This window comes from Neisseria sp. P0021.S006, assembly GCF_051956895.1.
On sequence record NZ_JBQCWZ010000519.1, the window covers coordinates 1 to 949 of the forward strand.

A 949-nucleotide genomic window follows, 5' to 3' on the forward strand; every position below is an offset into this window, starting at 1 on the left:
GTCCCGAATTAAGCCAAGTGCCGCGTGCGGGTATCGTACACCGTTTGGACAAAGAAACCAGCGGCCTGATGGTGGTCGCTAAAACCCTGCCGGCGCAAAACTCATTGGTTCAGCAGCTTCAAGAGCGTACAGTCAAACGCATTTACCGCGCAGTCGCCAACGGCATTGTTCCTTTCGACGGCAAAATCGAAACCCAAATCGGCCGCGATCCGCACAACCGCCTGAAAATGGCAGTCGTCAAATTCGGCGGCAAACCTGCCATTACCCACGTCAAAGTGTTGGAACGTTATTTGGCACACAGCTACATCGAATGCTCGCTCGAAACCGGCCGCACCCACCAAATCCGCGTTCATATGCGCGAAGCCAACCATCCGCTGGCCGCCGACCCTGTTTACGGCAACCTGCGCCATCCATGCAGCGATGCGGTTAAAGAAGCCATCAAAGCCCTTGGTGCGCGCCAAGCCCTGCACGCCTACCGCTTGAGCTTTGTACATCCGAAAACCGGCGAAACCGTTTCCTTTGAAGCGCCTATACCTGACGATATGTACCACCTGCTTTCCGTCCTGCGTCTGGAAGCCGGTTTGGATTCATCCCTAAGCAACGAGGAAGAATGGCAAGAGAAATTCGGCATGGACGATGACGACGATTGGAATGAAGACGACTACGATGTCGAAGTCGTTTATGTAAGGGATTAAACCCATTTTTCAGACGGCCTAAAATATTATTTGAGGCCGTCTGAAATCAATCCGTTCCAATATTCAGCGATTCAAAGATTATGAAAACCATCACAGATACCCTAAACCTCGCCCCGCAAGGCAAGAATTTTTTGACTGCCGACTGGCCTGCTCCTGCCAATGTTAAAACGCTTATTACCACGCGCAACGGCGGTGTCAGCGAAGGCGTGTACCGGAGCCTGAATGTCGGCTCACACGTCGGCGACGATCTGGAA

2 protein-coding genes are annotated in these 949 nt (G+C 52.7%); both read left to right on the forward strand.

Annotated elements, in window-relative coordinates:
* On the forward strand, positions 1-695 hold a 695-nt coding region (locus tag ACTHUM_RS15405; RefSeq protein ID WP_440403340.1), incomplete at its 5' end, for an RluA family pseudouridine synthase.
* 80 nt (positions 696-775) lie between these two features.
* The coding region (locus tag ACTHUM_RS15410) for a laccase domain-containing protein (protein WP_440403341.1) at positions 776-949 on the forward strand (174 nt) is incomplete at its 3' end.